14 protein-coding genes are annotated in these 14,593 nt (G+C 53.8%); 9 read left to right on the plus strand and 5 right to left on the minus strand.

Annotated features, from left to right (window positions below):
• Positions 1-94: 94 nt before the first annotated feature.
• The 3 genes from dapB to dnaK all read right to left on the minus strand — a co-directional run bounded on the left by dapB (position 95) and on the right by dnaK (position 4,069).
• Positions 95-850: a 4-hydroxy-tetrahydrodipicolinate reductase gene (gene dapB, locus GM557_RS01485; RefSeq protein WP_099026435.1), complete on the minus strand. Its 756-nt coding sequence runs from the start codon at positions 848-850 to the stop codon at positions 95-97.
• A 12-nt stretch (positions 851-862) separates the two neighbouring features.
• Positions 863-1,999: a molecular chaperone DnaJ gene (gene dnaJ, locus GM557_RS01490; RefSeq protein ID WP_155572665.1), complete on the minus strand. Its 1,137-nt coding sequence runs from the start codon at positions 1,997-1,999 to the stop codon at positions 863-865.
• 171 nt (positions 2,000-2,170) lie between these two features.
• The gene (gene dnaK, locus GM557_RS01495; RefSeq protein WP_155572666.1) at positions 2,171-4,069 is read right to left on the minus strand and encodes a molecular chaperone DnaK; all 1,899 of its coding nucleotides are present in this window, start codon (positions 4,067-4,069) and stop codon (positions 2,171-2,173) included.
• A 446-nt stretch (positions 4,070-4,515) separates the two neighbouring features.
• Between dnaK and GM557_RS01500 the strand changes: the two genes are divergently transcribed.
• The 6 genes from GM557_RS01500 (at position 4,516) to murA (ending at position 9,914) form a co-directional block, all read left to right on the plus strand.
• Positions 4,516-5,574 carry a hypothetical protein gene (locus tag GM557_RS01500; RefSeq protein WP_370513441.1) on the plus strand — a complete coding sequence of 353 codons (1,059 nt, stop codon included), beginning with the start codon at positions 4,516-4,518 and terminating at the stop codon, positions 5,572-5,574.
• On the plus strand, positions 5,571-6,797 hold the full coding sequence (locus GM557_RS01505) for a glycosyltransferase family 4 protein (RefSeq protein ID WP_155572667.1): 1,227 nt from the start codon (positions 5,571-5,573) through the stop codon (positions 6,795-6,797). The genes GM557_RS01500 and GM557_RS01505 overlap by 4 nt, the downstream gene beginning before the upstream one ends.
• Positions 6,787-6,945, plus strand: coding sequence for a hypothetical protein (locus tag GM557_RS08835; RefSeq protein ID WP_180794193.1), 159 nt, complete (start codon positions 6,787-6,789; stop codon positions 6,943-6,945). The genes GM557_RS01505 and GM557_RS08835 overlap by 11 nt, the downstream gene beginning before the upstream one ends.
• Positions 6,945-7,937: a DMT family transporter gene (locus GM557_RS01510; RefSeq protein WP_155572668.1), complete on the plus strand. Its 993-nt coding sequence runs from the start codon at positions 6,945-6,947 to the stop codon at positions 7,935-7,937. The genes GM557_RS08835 and GM557_RS01510 overlap by 1 nt, the downstream gene beginning before the upstream one ends.
• Positions 7,938-8,047: 110 nt before the next feature.
• Positions 8,048-8,599 (plus strand): dCTP deaminase, encoded by a 552-nt coding sequence (dcd, locus tag GM557_RS01515; RefSeq protein WP_155572669.1) that lies wholly within the window; start codon positions 8,048-8,050, stop codon positions 8,597-8,599.
• A gap of 40 nt (positions 8,600-8,639) precedes the next feature.
• Positions 8,640-9,914, plus strand: coding sequence for a UDP-N-acetylglucosamine 1-carboxyvinyltransferase (gene murA / locus GM557_RS01520; protein ID WP_155572670.1), 1,275 nt, complete (start codon positions 8,640-8,642; stop codon positions 9,912-9,914).
• Here the strand turns inward: murA and GM557_RS01525 are convergent.
• Both GM557_RS01525 and GM557_RS01530 read right to left on the minus strand, forming a co-directional pair.
• Complete coding sequence (locus GM557_RS01525) at positions 9,880-10,434, minus strand: TIGR00730 family Rossman fold protein (RefSeq protein ID WP_155572671.1); 555 nt, start codon at positions 10,432-10,434, stop codon at positions 9,880-9,882. The two genes, murA and GM557_RS01525, sit on opposite strands and share 35 nt — an antisense overlap.
• 116 nt (positions 10,435-10,550) lie before the next feature.
• The gene (locus tag GM557_RS01530) at positions 10,551-11,798 is read right to left on the minus strand and encodes an MFS transporter (RefSeq protein ID WP_196424565.1); all 1,248 of its coding nucleotides are present in this window, start codon (positions 11,796-11,798) and stop codon (positions 10,551-10,553) included.
• 223 nt (positions 11,799-12,021) lie between these two features.
• On the opposite strand from GM557_RS01530, the gene GM557_RS01535 reads away from it, so the two are divergent.
• The 3 genes from GM557_RS01535 to GM557_RS01545 all read left to right on the plus strand — a co-directional run bounded on the left by GM557_RS01535 (position 12,022) and on the right by GM557_RS01545 (position 14,555).
• Positions 12,022-12,597, plus strand: coding sequence for an NUDIX hydrolase (locus tag GM557_RS01535; RefSeq protein WP_155573440.1), 576 nt, complete (start codon positions 12,022-12,024; stop codon positions 12,595-12,597).
• Positions 12,598-12,668: 71 nt separating this feature from the next.
• Positions 12,669-13,286, plus strand: a complete 618-nt coding sequence (locus tag GM557_RS01540; RefSeq protein WP_370513442.1) for a VTT domain-containing protein — start codon at positions 12,669-12,671, stop codon at positions 13,284-13,286.
• A gap of 6 nt (positions 13,287-13,292) precedes the next feature.
• Positions 13,293-14,555 carry a multidrug effflux MFS transporter gene (locus tag GM557_RS01545; protein ID WP_155572674.1) on the plus strand — a complete coding sequence of 421 codons (1,263 nt, stop codon included), beginning with the start codon at positions 13,293-13,295 and terminating at the stop codon, positions 14,553-14,555.
• The last annotated feature ends 38 nt before the right edge of the window (positions 14,556-14,593 follow it).

The raw sequence follows: 14,593 nt of genomic DNA on the forward strand, positions 1-14,593 counted from the left end.
ATTGGATTGTAAAGAAAGTGCGTATTTTCCGCTTGTTAGGCCATGTTGGCAGGGTAGGAAAAAAGACGCGCAACATGGCCATGAGGGGGAACAATTACGGTGTGTTGAGCACATCCTGCATGCTGTATAGCCCTGCTTTGCGGTGAGGCTGTGCTAACCAGAGGGCTGCTTTAAGCGCACCACGGGCGAAGACGCGGCGGTCTAATGCGCGGTGGGAGAGGGTAATTTCCTCATCGGTGGTGAGGAAGCGCAGCTCATGCTCGCCAATAACTTGCCCCCCACGGAGGGAGGCAAAACCGATGGCCCCATCAGGCCGCTTACCATTTTGGTCTAACCGTTTAACCTGCTCAAACTCTGCCTCTCGTCCTGCAGCAACAGCCCGCCCAATGGCGAGAGCTGTGCCGGAGGGGGCATCTAGCTTTTGGCGATGATGTGTCTCCACAATTTCCGCATCATAATCTGGCAAGGCTGCGCCGAGTTGGCGTGCGAGGGAGAGCAACATAGTAAGCGCAGGAGAAAAATTCGCCGCTTGGAGGACAGCGATATGCTCGGCTGCTTGTTCTACAGCGTGTTGTGCTGCGGCATCTAACCCCGTTGTGCCGAGGACCCACGCACACCCCGCTTGCGTAAAGGCACGGGCGTGAGTGGGGACAAGGCTTGCATGGCTGACATCAATAATCACGTCACATTCACGCCCAAGCGCATCGGCTTCGCTGGTGATATGACGCGCAGGGTCAGCCGTGCGGGACAGCCCGCCTGCGAGATGCGGGCCTGCTTCCTCCGCACAAAGCTGCCCTAGCCGCCCGGTAATGCCCGCAATGCCGATGCGGGGAGAGAGAATGTTGCTCATGATGCTCTGCCCTTATCGCTCCCAGAACTTTTTAACACGGGCAAAGAAGCCATCATGCTCGGGGCTGCCCTTGCTATGGTCTTTGCTCTCTGCCTCGAACTCCTCAAGCAATTCGCGTTGACGTTTGGTGAGGTGGCTTGGGGTTTCTACCGTGATGCGGATATACATATCCCCCCGCGCTTTGGAGTGCAGGACGGAGAAGCCCTTCCCGCGTAGGCGGAAATTATCGCCTGTTTGCGTCCCGGCAGGGATTTTTACCATTGTTCGTCCCCCATCAATGAGCGGGACTTCAATCTCATCACCCAAGGCGGCTTGGGTCATTCGTAAGGGGACGCGGCATTGGATGGTGGCCCCATCGCGCTCGAAGATATTATGGCTATCCACTGTGACGAGGACATAAAGATCCCCCGGTTGGACACCCTCGCCCCCGGCTTCGCCTTTGCCAGCAAGGCGGATGCGTGTGCCATCTTCAATCCCGGCGGGGATATCAACCGCGACAGTCTCTTTTGCGGCTTCGGTCCCGCTGCCATGGCAGCTACGGCACGGATTGCTCACCGTTTGCCCTGCACCGTGACAGGTTGGGCAGGGTTGTTCCACCACAAAGAAGCCGCGTTGCACACGCACAGCCCCTTGCCCGTGGCACGTTTGGCAGGTTTGTTTGCTGCCGTTAGGGTCTGCCGAGCCAGAGCCTTGGCAGCTGGAGCAGGCCTTGCGGGTGGGGACTTCAATTTCCTTCCGCACGCCAGAGAAGGCCTCTGTTAGGGTGATGTCGATCTGGACTTGTATGTCCTCAGCTTGGCGTTGTTGGCGGGCGCGGCGGCCACCCATATTGAACATTTGCTCAAAAATATCGCCAAGGCCACCAGCATCAAACCCGCCGAAGCCACCGCCAAAGCCACCTGCTCCACCGCCCATGCCGTTTTCGAAAGCATCATGGCCGTAACGGTCATAGGCAGCACGTTTTTGCTCGTCCTTTAGGACTTCATAAGCGGCGTTGACTTCCTTAAACTTTCTTTCCGCTTCCTCATCATCGGGGTTGCGGTCGGGATGGTAGCGCATTGCTAATTTACGATACGCTTTTTTAATCTCTGCACCGCTTGCTGTGCGGGAGACACTGAGTGTCTCGTAATAATCCATTCGTGTAGCCATAATGGTCCTCAGTCACGCAGGGGAGCGGACACCCGGATAAGGGCGGGCCGGGTGATGATGGTCTGTCCCTTATGCAAAAAGGCGTCACCCCCCAGTGAGTGGGGGAATTGACGCCAATCGCAGGAAGGGGAGCCCCGCAAAAAGGGCCGGGCTCCACCTTATTATAAGCGATTATTTCTTTGTTTTATCGTCAACGTCCTCAAACTCGGCATCGACAATATCTTCCTCTGGCTTGCCGCCAGCAGGCTGACCTTCTGCCTCACCAGCCCCAGCTTGGTGAGCCGCTTGCCCAACCTTCATAGCGACTTGAGTAAGATGCTCACTGGCCTTTTTAATGGCCTCAGCATCCTCACCACCAAGGGCTTCGCGAGCCTTTTTGATAGCGTCTTCTGCCTCGCTCTTATCAGCAGCAGGGACTTTATCACCAGCCTCGGAGAGGGTCTTCTCGGTCTGATGGATCATGGCCTCGGTGCTATTGCGGAGGTCCACAAGCTCACGGCGGGCCTTATCGGCAGAGGCATTTTCCTCAGCTTCTTTGACCATGCGATCAATATCGGCTTCAGAGAGACCACCATCGCCCTTAATGGAGATGTTCTGTTCCTTGCCAGTTGCCTTATCCTTGGCGGAGACATTGACGATACCGTTAGCATCAATATCGAATGTCACCTCAATTTGCGGCTGACCACGCGGGGCCGGGGCAATGCCTGTGAGGTCAAAATTGCCGAGCAGCTTGTTATCTGCGGCCATTTCGCGCTCACCTTGGAAGACCTTAATGGTTACAGCTGGCTGATTATCCTCAGCGGTGGAGAAGGTCTGGCTCTTTTTAGTCGGGATCGTCGTGTTACGGTCGATCAGACGTGTAAAGACACCGCCCAGCGTCTCAATACCGAGGGAGAGTGGGGTCACATCCAGCAGCAGCACGTCTTTGACGTCACCTTGGAGAACACCACCCTGCACAGCCGCACCGATGGCAACCACTTCATCAGGGTTCACATTGCGGGCAGGCTCTTTGCCGAAGAACTCTTTAACGCTCTCCACAACTTTGGGCATACGGGTCTGCCCACCAACGAGGATAACCTCTTTAATGTCGGCCGGTGTCAGCTCTGCATCCTTGAGGGCCTTGCGGCAAGGCTCCAGAGACCGCTTAATAAGGTCGTCAACGAGGCTCTCAAGCTTTGCACGGGTCACCTTGACGACAAGATGTTTCGGCCCAGAAGCGTCAGCGGTGATGAAGGGCAGGTTGACCTCTGTCTCCTTCGCGGAGGAAAGCTCAATCTTAGCCTTCTCGGCAGCTTCCTTCAGGCGTTGGAGAGCCATTTTATCAGTGCGGAGGTCTAACCCCTGCTCCCGTTTAAACTCATCAGCCAGATAATCGATCAGCTTATTATCGAAGTCTTCACCACCGAGGAAGGTATCACCGTTGGTGGATTTCACTTCGATCACACCATCGGAGATTTCCAGAATGGAAATATCGAATGTACCACCGCCGAGGTCATACACAGCCACATTGCCAGAATCGCCTTTCTCAAGCCCATAAGCGAGGGCAGCGGCGGTTGGCTCGTTAATGATGCGCTTAACATCTAGCCCAGCGATACGACCAGCATCGCGCGTGGCTTGGCGTTGAGCATCGTTAAAGTAAGCCGGAACGGTGATGACGGCTTCTGTCACCTTCTCACCGAGATAAGCCTCAGCGGTTTCCTTCATCTTGCCGAGCACGAAGGCGGAAATCTGGGAGGGGGCGTAGTTCTCGTCACGGGCACGCACCCACGCATCGCCATTATCGCCTTTGACGATCTCGTAAGGAACGGTCTTTTGGTCCTTAGCAACGGTGGGGTCGTCAAAACGACGGCCAATCAGACGTTTTACAGCATAAAGCGTGTTGGCAGGGTTTGTGACAGCCTGACGTTTTGCGGCCTGACCAACCAAACGCTCCCCACTATCAGTGAAGGCAACGACGGATGGGGTGGTGCGGGCACCCTCGCTGTTTTCGATAACCTTGTTCTCATTCCCCTCGCGCACAGCAACGCAGGAGTTGGTTGTCCCAAGGTCAATACCAATAATTTTACCCATGACGATTTGTCCCTTTTCAGCGGCGTCCCCCAACCCCCTCAAGGCATCGGGTGGAAACCCTATTGTGACGTTATCAGGTCGGGCTGGTAGGCAAGCCTACAGGCCCGTAGGACCGATTTGGTAAGTCTATATTGCTCTTTCAAGAGGGAAAAGCTGGAAAAGATAGCTGATTTTCCTATAAGGGACGGGCATGTTTTCTCGTTGGAGAAGCGTAGCATCTGCGTTAAGCTGAGGTAGTGTGACTATAACATGCTGTCTTTATTAGGAGTTCTCCCCTGTCTGGCCTGAAATCTTTATCTTGTAAGCTGGGTTTTGTGGCGCGGCTTTATTCCATATGCTGGTGGAAAAATGACCGTAGCAGGTGGCAGGGGCGTGTCGCATTATCGTTGTGGGCATGTGTATTGCCTCTCGCACTTGGGGGGTGTTTGACGCTTGGCCCAGAGCGTATGCGGCATGACCAACTTGCTTATTCCCGCGCCCTTGGTGAGGTGCAAAAGCGGGAAATGCTGCTTAATATCGTGCGGTTGCGTTATGGGGAGCCACCGGCCTTTTTGGATACAACGCAGGTGATTGCTGGCTATAACTTCTCGCGTAGTTTTTCAGGCGGGTATTATGGTTATCCGGCATCTGCGGTAAGTAATTACCTCTTTGGGACAGGCACTATGTCCCAAGCGGAGAACCCAACTATCACTTACCAGCCTTTAACAGGGGAGCAATATGCGGAAAATATTGTTCGCCCTATTTCTCCTGTAGCGATTATGCCGCTTAGCCTTGGGGGAATGGCGATTGATACGCTCTTGCGGCTGACAGCACAATCTATTGATGGCCTCTCGAATGTGCGGGGGGTGGGGCCTTTTGGGGGAGGGTCGGTCCGCTTTTATCTTTTATTGCATGATTTACGTCAGCTTCAATTAGCTGGGGCTATGACGGTGCGTATTGCGACAGATGATCCGTCTTCATCAAAGGGGGGTAAACAAGCAGGCCCTTCTTCAGGGACGGATAGTAATGGAAGCAAGGCGGGCAATGGCCAGCCGAACGAGCATATATATCTTGTCCTCACCAGTACGGCCGACAGTAACTTACAGGCGATTCAAGGTGAGGTGCGGCGGTTATTGCACCTTAATGCCGAGATAAATGAAGCAGAGATTGTGTATGGTCCCTACCCGAAGAAGGAAGGGCAAATCGCCATTCTTACGCGCTCAATGCTCGCTATGTTGACGCAGCTCTCTTACGAAATGGAAGTGCCAGAGAAGGATGTCCATTCTGGCCGAACATTGCCAACGATTGGCCAAGTTGGGATTGAGAGCCGCCCGGAGGTGGTGATCCATTCTGGTAAAGAAGCTCCAGAAGGCGCGTATGCTGCTGTTTTTTATAAAAAATGCTGGTATTGGATTTCCGACACGGACTTCCGGAGTAAGGAAGCTTTTACGATGGTCCAAGTCCTCAGCACACTTGCAGCAACTAGCCATAGTGGTGGTGCTGTGGTGACAATCCCAGCAGGATGACAGAACGAGGCGTGATGATGGCTCAAAAACCAGTGATTCTTCAGCTTCTACCTGCTCTTGGGATTGGAGGGTTAGAGCGTGGGGCGGTCGATATGGCCGAGGCCATTAACCAAGCGGGGGGGCGTGCCCTTGTTGCTGCCGAGCGTGGAGCGTTGGTTTCGCGCTTGCGTTATGTGGGCGGTGAGCATGTGGAGATGGCTTTTCATAAGCGGGTCTCGTTGCGGTATTTTTTTAGTCGTGTGGCGATGTTGCGCAGGCTTATCCGTCAAGAGGGGGTAAGTTTGGTTCATGCGCGCTCTCGTTACCCGGCTCTTGTCGCAGCGGTGGCTTGTCGGAAGGAGAATATCCCGCTTGTGACGACATGGCATGGGGACCATCAAGCGCGTTTTTGGCTGAAGAAATGGTATAATTCTGGCCTAGTGCGTGGGCAGCGTGTGATTGCGGTGTCGGAGCATATTGGGGAGCGTTTGCGCAAAGAATATCGCGTGGGGGAGGACCGGTTGCGGGTTATTCCGCGTGGGAGTGACCCGGCTGTTTTTGCGTTGGAAGCCGTCCATGGCTCCCAGATGCATACTTTGTTGGAGCGTTGGCGCGTAGGGGATGAGAGCCGCATTGTTTTGATGCCGGGGCGGCTCACGCGTTGGAAAGGGCAGGAATGTCTTATCGAGGCATTGGGGTATCTAGCAGCCCATCATCCAGAGCAAGAATGGATATGTGTTATGGTTGGGCCGGGAGAAGAAAGACCCTATGCGCAGATGTTGCAGAAATTGGCTGAAGAACGCGGTATAGCCAGCCGTTTGCGTTTTGCGGGTGTGTGTCACGATATGGCAGCAGCGTATAAATTAGCGCATATTGTCGTGGTGCCCTCTTTAAGGCCAGAGCCGTTTGGGCGTGTGCCGGTAGAAGCGCAAATGATGGGACGCTGGGTTATAGGCTCTGCCCGTGGGGGGTTGAAAGAGACTATCCATCATGGTGAGACGGGAACGCTTGTCCCTGCTGGGGATTCGCGCGCGCTTGCTATGGCCCTGCGGGAAGTGCTGGACGTGCCCCCAGAACTTATGGCAGAGCGGCAGGATGAAATACGCGCCCATGCGTTAGCGCGCTATACAAAACAACATATGCAGCAAGCCACGTTGGGTGTGTATGATGAGCTTCTATCCAGCCATTTGCAGGAGGCTTTTATACGCTTCCATCAGGAGAGGGATGTAGAGCATGAAGCCTGATAGGGCGAAAAAGATGGAGCCTGCCCCTATGACAGCGCGGCAGGAGCGTCAATTACGCGAGGCAGAGGCTTTGCGTGCCAATTTGATGCGCCGCAAGCAGCAGCAACGTGCCCGCCCTACGAGTGCCTCTAGCCGAGAGAAAGCCTAATGAATAAGCTCTCCTTACCGCTCCCATCCCGGCAAGAAATTGCATTGGGGATTATCACTATATTATGGGGGGGGACCTATTACATCATCCAGCTGGCTTTAAAGACCAGTGGGCCGATGTTCTTTATTGGGGTGCGCTTTCTCATTGCCGCATTGTTTGTGGTCTGTTTTGTAGGGCGTAAGCGCGTCTTGCAGGGGATTCCACGCTCGGAGATTTGGCGTGGTGGGATGATCGGCCTTGTGCTGGCCTTTGGGTATATTTGTCAAACAGAAGGTTTGTTGACAATTACCAGTAGTCGCTCTGCGTTTTTGACGGCTCTTTACGTTCCCCTTGTTCCCCTTCTGCAATGGATCATCTTGCGTAAGGCTCCTAATACGAGCGGAATCATTGGTATTTTCCTCGCCTTTGTTGGGTTAGTTCTTCTCGCTGAACCGTGGAAGACGGGCTTAACGATGAGCTCCGGTGACGGTTTGACCTTATTGGGGACGTTCTCTTACGCTTTTGAGATTATCTGCGTTGGTCTTTTCGCTTTAGAGACTGATAGCCGCCGTATGGCCTTTGTGCAGCTGGTTGCTGGGGCATTACTTTCTTTTGTGCTGATGCCGGTAGTTGGGGAGCATATTCCAGCCTTCAGTTGGGGCTGGATGAGCTGTGCACTCGTAATGGGTGTGGTGAGTGCGGCCACACAACTTGTGCTTAACTGGGCGCAAAAGACAGTCTCTCCCACAAAAGCAACGATTATTTATGCGAGTGAGCCAATATGGGGTGGCCTTGTAGGGTTCTTTACAGGGGATGTTTTAACGATAACGACCCTTGTTGGGGCAGGCTTTATTGTGGCGGGGGTTTTAGCCAGTGAGGTTAAGCCGCGTTGGCCGCGTTTCCGCCGCACATTGCGTGGTGGTGCGGTGCGCGATACCGCGATTGTGCAGAAAAAGCGTTATCGGCCGAGCATGTCGGATTTGACGATTCGTAATGGATCTGACCCGCGATAGGGGATAATTTTGTCCTAGCGCGGGCAGATGATATGGTAAAAGAGGTCGGGCTGGGATTTAAGCACGATTTGAGTGACCGTAGAGGTTATTAATCATAAGGGAGAGCGGCTATGTCAATTATGCCCGACCACTGGATTCGCCGTATGGCGCAGGACCATGGCATGATAGAGCCTTTTGTTGAGGCGCAAAAACGTGAGAAGGTCATCTCCTACGGCCTGTCCTCTTATGGCTATGATGCCCGCGTGGCGGATGAGTTCCATATCTTTACAGATGTGGATAATGCCATTGTGGACCCAAAGAACTTCAGCCCGGATAGTTTTGTCACGCGCCGGGGGGATATTACAATCCCGCCTAATAGTTTTGCCCTAGCGCATACGGTGGAATATTTCCGCATCCCGCGGGATACGTTGGTTGTTTGCCTTGGTAAATCGACCTATGCGCGTTGTGGGATTATCGTCAATGTCACCCCTTTAGAGCCTGAATGGGAAGGGCAAGTGACCATTGAGATAAGCAATACAACCCCTCTGCCAGCTCGTATTTACGCTAATGAGGGTATTTGCCAGTTCTTGTTCTTTAAAGGTGATAGCCCTTGTGAGGTGAGCTATGCTGATAGGGCAGGGAAATATATGCGGCAGTCTGGTGTAACACCACCGCGCTTATAAGCGGCATATTTTAGGTTAAGAGGCGAGGGGAACAAGGCTGATGGATTATTTCCTCATAGAGGGGGGGCGGCGTTTGGAAGGGCGCATCCCTGTTGGTGGTGCAAAGAACTCCGGCTTGAAGCTGATGGTAGCGTCCCTCCTCTCTGAAGGGCCTTTGATTCTCTCTAACGTGCCTGATATTGCCGATATCCGCACGATGCGGACATTATTGGGCCAGCTTGGTTATGAGGTGGCGGAGGTTGATGGCCCCGGCACGCTGAGCCTTGGGGGGGGCATTCATTCTGTAGAAGCCCCTTATGATATTGTCTCTCGTATGCGGGCCTCTATCTTGGTGTTGGGGCCTCTTTTGGCCCGTATGGGCGAGGCGCGTGTCTCTTTGCCCGGTGGTTGTGCCATTGGTACGCGCCCGGTGGATTTGCACCTCAAAGGGCTAGAGGCTTTAGGGGCGGAGATTCAGTTAGAGGCAGGCTATATCCATGCGCGTGCCCCGCAGGGTTTGCAGGGGGGACGTGTGGTATTACCGTTCCCCAGTGTGGGGGCGACCGAGAATATCATGATGGCCGCTACCCTAGCGCGTGGGACGACAGAGCTTGTTAATGCCGCGCGGGAGCCGGAGATTTTAGACCTCGCTAAGTGTTTGAACGCCATGGGGGCCCGCATTACCGGGGCACATTCTGGCACCATCACGATAGAAGGGGTGGAGCGGCTGCATGGCGCGCATTATGCGGTGATGCCAGACCGGATTGAATGTGGGACATATGCTTGTGCGGTCGGGATGACTGGGGGGGATGTCCTGCTAGAGGGTGGTCGTATGGCCGACCAAGAGGCGGTAGTCCATGCGCTACAGCAGGCTGGTGTTGAGGTTACGCAGGAGGCTGAGGGGCTGAGGGTGCGCAGCCAAGGCCGTTTGCGCGGGTTAGATTTAACGACCGAGCCTTATCCCGGCTTCCCGACAGATATGCAGGCGCAGTTCATGGCGATGCTCTCTGTAGCGGAGGGGGCCTCTATGATCACTGAGACGATTTTTGAGAATCGCTTCATGCATGTGCCAGAGCTGAATCGTATGGGGGCGAATATTACGATCCAAGGGCGTGCTGCGGTGATTCGTGGGGTGGAGCATCTTTCTGGCGCACGGGTGATGGCGACTGATTTGCGGGCCTCTTTCTCCCTCATTCTGGCAGGGTTGGTGGCAGAGGGCGAAACGGAGCTTAGCCGCGTTTATCATCTTGATCGCGGTTATGAGCATGTGGAGAAAAAGCTTTCTGCCTGTGGGGCAAAAATTAAGCGCGTGAAGGCTCCTGCAAAAGCTGGATGACGCTTGGTACATCCTCCACAACCTCATAGAGGCTTGAGGCAGTAGCATCGGCGAATCCTTGCTCCAAGGTTGTACGAAGCATAGCGATGAGCGCATCTGCCCAGCCATGAGCGTTGAGGATGATGATGGGTCGCTGGCTTAGTCCAAGCTGGCGATTGACGAGGACTTCGGAAAACTCATCAAACGTACCAAAGCCGCCGGGCAGGACGATATAAGCATCAGCAATTTCAAAGAGCTTGGCTTTGCGTGTAGGCATGTCCTCTGTCACGTCGAGGTCCGTTACGCCTTCGTGGAGGATTTCTCGTGCTTCTAAAAAGCGGGGGATAATCCCTTTAACGCGCCCGCCTGCTTGTAATGTTGCATCAGCAACGGCCCCCATTAATCCAGCTTTGCCGCCCCCATAAACAAGGGTGATGCCTGCTTGGGCTAGGGCCGTGCCAAGGGCGCGGGCTGTGTGCATATAGGCGGGGTCATGACCAAGGCGAGAGCCACAAAAGACAGAGCAGAATTGAATGGCCATAAAAGATGTGTCTCCTTCGCATAAAAAATGCCGGGTGCAAGAACCCGGCATTTAGCATGGGATAAATCCCATAAAGGCGTAGCGGTGAGACTACGCCTTTGCTGTAAGGCCCTGCCTTATTGGGTATTTTTAGGAATACCACACCCGGGGATACGGGAGAAAGCAGCACTAAAGGCGATACCGCTAACGCAGAGTACACCAGCTACGGCGAACATAACGCCCCAGCCCATATGGTCGCGCAAACCACCCATGAACCAGCTGGAAATCACAATGGTGACATCCGTGAAGATGGAGTAAGCGGCGATGAGAATCCCATGGAACTCTGGCCCATCGGTCTTGACGGCCATTGTACCCATAGCAGGGAAGAGGAGGGAGAAGCCTGCACCGGTTAGGGCAGCACCGATTAACCCGCCTGTATTGTTATGGACTAAGCAGAACACGGCCATAGCGATAGCTTCTGTCACGAGGGACATGTAGGCAATCGGCACACCGCCATGTTTGTCGATTTGGCCAGAGACGAAAATCCGCATGAAGATAAAGCATGCTGCGAAAACGCCAAAGGCAATGCCAAGGCCTGTCCAGTGATTCTCGGTATAATACAGGGCGAGGAAGCTGTTCACCGTCCCGAAGCCGACAGAGCCAGCAGCCAGAGCGGCACCATAAGGCAGCACCTTCTTCACTGCGAGACCGAAGGACATAGGCTTACCCTTGCTCGGCAGGGGCTTAATGGCCTTATAGAAGGTCAAGATGATGAACCCGCAAATGCCCAATGTTGCGGCAAAGATACCAACAGGCAGAAGCTTGATGGTCGGCAGCAAGCCGCTGAGCCATTGCCCAACTGTCACACCAACAGCGATACCACCGTAGGAGGTCACGCCGTTCCAAGAAATAGCAACGGAGGAGTGAGCTGGCCCAACGCGGCGGAGGTTCCATGTCGTTACAGAGGTAGACGTGCAGCTCTCTGACCAACCGATGAAGAGACGGCTGATAAGAGCAACAGCCAACGCCACATAACGAGATGTGTCATTCATACCCATCAGATGGGATGTAGGAATGAGCGCGGCAAGGCACATCAATAAGCCGGAGATGGTGCAGAGAATCAGACCCCATCTTAGGACGGCTTTAGGGCCGAAGATGTCGATGCGGCGACCAACAATCATACGGCCCATGGCTGTGCCGATATATTGTAGGGAGATGGTACTGGCTGCAATAGCCGTACTAAAACCGAGCGTATTATGTACGAACTGAGCACCAATAATAGCGTTGGGCAGCCCGATGACGAAATATACAAGGAGGTTAAAGAAAACAACGGGCATCACACGCATAGTCGGTGAGCACGTATAGGTTGCGTCTTCGTCAGACATGAACGTCCCCTTTGCAGTTTTTGCAGCCATGCCCACCGATAGCTAATATAGGCATAACTTTGCTTAGGTCTTGACCATAGGTGAGAAAACCCTTTCCGTCACGGGGCAAAGTTTGCTTTGCTGATATAGTTATGAATGGCAGCCATGCAGCAAGTAGGTGGGTTGTTTTGTGTGAGGATTCTTTGGGTTATGGCTCTGCCATCTACAGGAAGGAGTGTTGATGATGACTGATGATGCCATCAGGAAAGCTCGTGAGGAGGCGGGATACCGTATTCTTTCCTCAGAGCTTGTTTATAAAAATCCGTGGACGGCTGTGCGGGAGGATAAAATCATCCATCCCGGTGGGAAAGAAGGTCTTTACGGTATTGTAGAGCGTGGGCCTTTTGCGGTGATTATGCCTGTGCATGCGGATGGGCGGGTTACTCTTGTACAGCAATTCCGTTATCCCGTGGGCAAGCGGCTTTGGGAGTTTCCGATGGGGATGTGGGAGACACGGCCCGATGCGGAGGCAGAGGCCCTCGCTTTAGGGGAATTGCGGGAGGAGACGGGCCTGCGTGCGGGGGAGTTGATTCATGCTGGCACGCTCTATCAAGGGGCGGGTTATTCTACGCAAGAGGGGCATGTTTTCTTAGCGCGTAATCTCATTCGTGGCGCGGCAGAGCGGGAAGCAAGCGAGGCTGATATGGTCGTACGTGATGTAAGCTTTGCGGAGTTTGAGCGTATGATTGTTGAGGGCGAGATTACGTGTATGGTTACCTTAGCAGCTTTTGCACAAATTCGCGCACGAGGCTTAATCTGATAGGCCAACGCTATATACCGCAGGAGCATGAGGGGCAGCGTCCTTCCCGTAGAAGGTCTCTCATGTCGGTGATGGGTTTTGCCCTCTTTTTATTAGTTGGGCCACTGCTGTTATGGCATGTGCCTTTCATTCAACGAGGTGTGTGCGTCTTGCAGAGTTGGGCGGAGCGGCCCTATGCGGTAGCGTGGCTTTTACCGGCGACAATAGCGTATTGTGCGTTGGGTTTCCCCCGTCAGGTGCTTTGTTTTGTTCTTGGGGCGAGTCTTGGCGTTAAGCTCGGCTTGGTAGAGGCGAGCCTCGCTTATGGGGGCGGGGCGTTTTTGGGCTATAGCGGGGGCTGGCTTTGGCAACGATGGCACCCTGTAAACAAAGTCGCTATGCCGTGGTTTATTAAAGCGGGGGTGGCAGCTCCTTTTCGTGCGGTATTATGCGCACGTTTATTGCCAGTAGGGTCGGCTTTGCTGGTCTCGGTCTCATCAGGGATGATGAGGCTTGCTGTCGGGCGGTTTGTGCTAGCGACAATGCTCGGTGGGGTGCCACAAAATCTTGTTTTTCTCCTCGCTGGGCATGGTGTAGAAATAGGACACGGGGGGGCCTTGATTATGGCGATAATCTTGGCACTATCCTCTGCTGGATTAGCAGGCTGGGTGTTACGCGGCTTCCATCAGGATAGACAGAAGGCAGAATAACGCATTATGGCGATGTCACAACGCAGTGTTTTTAAGCAAGCCGTGCTTACAAAGCCCTTGGTAAGAGGTGGGCATTTGCCCATGTGGGTGCCTTTAATATTAGGGACACTCACCGCTGTAGGCCCTGTCTCGACTGATATTTATTTGCCCGCTTTGCCAGAGATGGAGCGTCAGTTAGGCTCTGCTGCTGGGACGGGGAGCTTGACCATGGCTGCCTGGGTGGCGGGCTTAGCGATTGGGCAGATTCTCGTAGGGCCGATAACAGACCGTTTTGGCCGGCGTCGTCCGCTTTTAGTGGGGACGTTATTTTATGCCATAGCCGCTGCGGGTTGCGCACTTGCAACCTCTATGCCGATGTTGTGCTTCTTTCGTGCTTTTGCGGCCTTGATGGGGGCGGCAAGCCTCGTGGTACCCAATGCCTGCGTGCGCGACCTGACCATTGGTGATGCCACGGCGAAGTTGATGTCTCGGTTGATTCTCATCCAAGGTGTGGTGCCGATTTTGGCCCCCGCTCTTGGTGGCTTTGCGCTACAATTTATTAGCTGGCGCGATATTTTCTGGGCGACATCATTATATGGGGTTGTGGGGTTAGTGATTGTTTTTCTCTTTCTGCCAGAAACTTTGGCCGGGGAGGACCGTCACCCTATCAGGTTATGGCCTGTTATTGTTCGCTACGGGCAAACCTTGCAGGATAGGAATTATCGCTTCAATGCTCTGATTTGGATGATACAGGGCTTTGTTATCTTCACGTATCTTACTGCCGCCCCTTTCTTATTTGAGAGCGTGTATGCCTTCACGCCCTTCCAATATGGGATGCTTTTTGGGGTGATGGCATTATGTATGATTGCCTCATCGCAGATTAATGCGTGGTTGTTGAATTATTATCATAGCCGGACCCTGTTAAAAGCTGGCTTGACCATCAGCATGATAGGGTCGGTGATTTTGTTAGCGATTGCTGTGTGGTCTGCGATAGATGTGGACGCAGCGGGGCATCTTAAACATCTTTATTTATGGCCATTATTTGGGGCGATGGTGTGTGCTTTAGGCTCCGGCGGTTGCATCGGGCCGAATGCTATGGCCGGGGCTTTATTGACGCAGGGCCGTAATGCGGGTGTTGCCACAGCTTTGGCTGGGACAGGGCAATATCTCTTTGGGATTGCAGCGAGTGTGATGGTCTCTTGGTTGCCTGTAGGTACGGCTATTCCCATGGGGATTATGCTGTTTGTGGCTTATATCTTCATGCTGTTATCAGCTCGTTTTGCTCCTTAATGGGATGGGGCGGCATATGCCCCTTCCCCCTCGCTAAG

The organism is Bombella sp. ESL0385 (genome assembly GCF_009725755.1).
In the GTDB taxonomy this organism is placed as follows: domain Bacteria; phylum Pseudomonadota; class Alphaproteobacteria; order Acetobacterales; family Acetobacteraceae; genus Bombella; species Bombella pollinis.

What these genes read in the sequence shown, in the direction of transcription:
- dapB (WP_099026435.1), bottom strand. Translation starts at nt 850, where the DNA reads ATGAGCAACATTCTCTCTCCCCGCATCGGCATTGCGGGCATTACCGGG.
- dnaJ (WP_155572665.1), bottom strand. Translation starts at nt 1,999, where the DNA reads ATGGCTACACGAATGGATTATTACGAGACACTCAGTGTCTCCCGCACA.
- dnaK (WP_155572666.1), bottom strand. Translation starts at nt 4,069, where the DNA reads ATGGGTAAAATTATTGGTATTGACCTTGGGACAACCAACTCCTGCGTT.
- GM557_RS01500 (WP_370513441.1), top strand. Translation starts at nt 4,516, where the DNA reads ATGCGGCATGACCAACTTGCTTATTCCCGCGCCCTTGGTGAGGTGCAA.
- GM557_RS01505 (WP_155572667.1), top strand. Translation starts at nt 5,571, where the DNA reads ATGACAGAACGAGGCGTGATGATGGCTCAAAAACCAGTGATTCTTCAG.
- GM557_RS08835 (WP_180794193.1), top strand. Translation starts at nt 6,787, where the DNA reads ATGAAGCCTGATAGGGCGAAAAAGATGGAGCCTGCCCCTATGACAGCG.
- GM557_RS01510 (WP_155572668.1), top strand. Translation starts at nt 6,945, where the DNA reads ATGAATAAGCTCTCCTTACCGCTCCCATCCCGGCAAGAAATTGCATTG.
- dcd (WP_155572669.1), top strand. Translation starts at nt 8,048, where the DNA reads ATGTCAATTATGCCCGACCACTGGATTCGCCGTATGGCGCAGGACCAT.
- murA (WP_155572670.1), top strand. Translation starts at nt 8,640, where the DNA reads ATGGATTATTTCCTCATAGAGGGGGGGCGGCGTTTGGAAGGGCGCATC.
- GM557_RS01525 (WP_155572671.1), bottom strand. Translation starts at nt 10,434, where the DNA reads ATGGCCATTCAATTCTGCTCTGTCTTTTGTGGCTCTCGCCTTGGTCAT.
- GM557_RS01530 (WP_196424565.1), bottom strand. Translation starts at nt 11,798, where the DNA reads ATGTCTGACGAAGACGCAACCTATACGTGCTCACCGACTATGCGTGTG.
- GM557_RS01535 (WP_155573440.1), top strand. Translation starts at nt 12,022, where the DNA reads ATGACTGATGATGCCATCAGGAAAGCTCGTGAGGAGGCGGGATACCGT.
- GM557_RS01540 (WP_370513442.1), top strand. Translation starts at nt 12,669, where the DNA reads ATGGGTTTTGCCCTCTTTTTATTAGTTGGGCCACTGCTGTTATGGCAT.
- GM557_RS01545 (WP_155572674.1), top strand. Translation starts at nt 13,293, where the DNA reads ATGGCGATGTCACAACGCAGTGTTTTTAAGCAAGCCGTGCTTACAAAG.